This window comes from Paenibacillus sp. B2(2019) (assembly GCF_008370385.1).
Taxonomy (GTDB): Bacteria; Bacillota; Bacilli; order Paenibacillales; family Paenibacillaceae; genus Paenibacillus_AQ.
Map to the genome: position 1 here is coordinate 1 of NZ_VTZR01000014.1, position 1,432 is coordinate 1,432.

The 1,432-nt window shown below is 39.7% G+C and carries 1 protein-coding gene; it reads left to right on the top strand.

The annotated features are described in order from the left end of the window. Positions 1-90 precede the first annotated feature (90 nt). Positions 91-1,424 (top strand): IS3 family transposase gene (locus PAENI_RS13220; protein ID WP_149645583.1). Its coding sequence is split into 2 segments (ribosomal slippage): positions 91-478 and positions 478-1,424, totalling 1,335 coding nucleotides; the frame shifts between segments, so codons are not numbered across the junction. Positions 1,425-1,432 lie beyond the last annotated feature (8 nt).

The following is a 1,432-nucleotide window of genomic DNA, read 5'->3' on the forward strand; positions in this document are numbered from 1 at the left end:
TAAACTGTACCCTATCGAGTAGACACTTTTAAAAAGTCTCTCGGTAGGGTATTTTTGTTTATAACGAAGAAGATAGGGAAGAGGAATGGTATGAGCAAGAAAATATTTACAGATAAAGAGATCAAGCAGTTATCTAACAATCCGTATGTGAGGTCCGTATCTTCAAAGGCAATTACATATACGGATGGGTTTAAGCAATTGTTTATCTCAGAGAATAATAAGGGGAAGCCACCGAGAGAAATATTTGAAGTATGTGGTTTTGACGTAACTGTCATTGGGCTCCAAAGAGTCGAATCCTCAGCAAAGAGATGGCGTGCGAGTTACCAAGAGAACGGAATCTTAGGTTTGCAGGATACAAGAAGCCACGCCTCAGGAAGACCCCTTAAACGGGAGCTAACGCTCGAAGAGAAGTATGCCAAGCTAGAAGCTCAGAATGCTTTGCTGCGAGCGGAGAATGAACTGTTAAAAAAGATTCGTTTCATGGAAAGGAGGCAGAACAAGGGATAGTACTTTCATCTAGCCAGAAATTTGTCCTTATTCATACCATCATCGAGAAATATCAACTCTCCCGTTTGGTCAACTATTTATGTAAAGTATCCGGGGTTTCCAGGAGTGGATATTACAGGTATTGGTCTTCCGAAGCAAAGCAAAAGAGAATCCAGAAGAAACAGCAAGATGAGCAACTAAGAGAAGTCATTCTAAAAGCTTTTCATTTCAAAAGACGAAAGAAAGGTGCCCGATCCATCAAGATGACATTGGAGGGCCAGTTTAAGATGATCTACAATTTGAAAAGGATTAGGAGGATTATGAAGAAATACAGCATTGTATGCCCCTTTAGGAGGGCCAATCCCTATAAACGGATGATGAAGGCTACTCAGGAGCATAGGGTCGTTCCTAACCTGCTGAACCGGGAGTTTAAGCAGAACATTCCAGGTAAGGTGTTACTGACGGATATCACTTATTTATTTTACGGATCGGGTAAAAAAGCCTATTTATCCACAATCAAAGATAGTTCAACCAATGAGATCTTGGCATATCACGTGTCAGATCGAATCACAATGGATCTTGCGACAGATACTCTCCTAAAGCTTAAGAAAAACCAAAGGTTTAAAAGAGCTGATGGTGCCTTCATTCACTCTGATCAGGGATCTCATTATACACATCCTTATTTTCAAAAAATGGTTAAGAAAATGAAATTGAAACAATCCATGTCTAGGCGGGGAAACTGCTGGGATAACGCCCCACAAGAATCTTTTTTTGGTCATTTTAAAGATCAAGCTTCCATTAAGCCTTGTTTGACTTTGATTGAGTTAAAACAGGAGATTAAGGATTACATGACCTACTATAACCACTACAGGTATCAATGGGATTTAAAAAAGATGACCCCTGTTCAATACAGAGATCATCTTCTTCAATCTGCCTAGACTTTTTT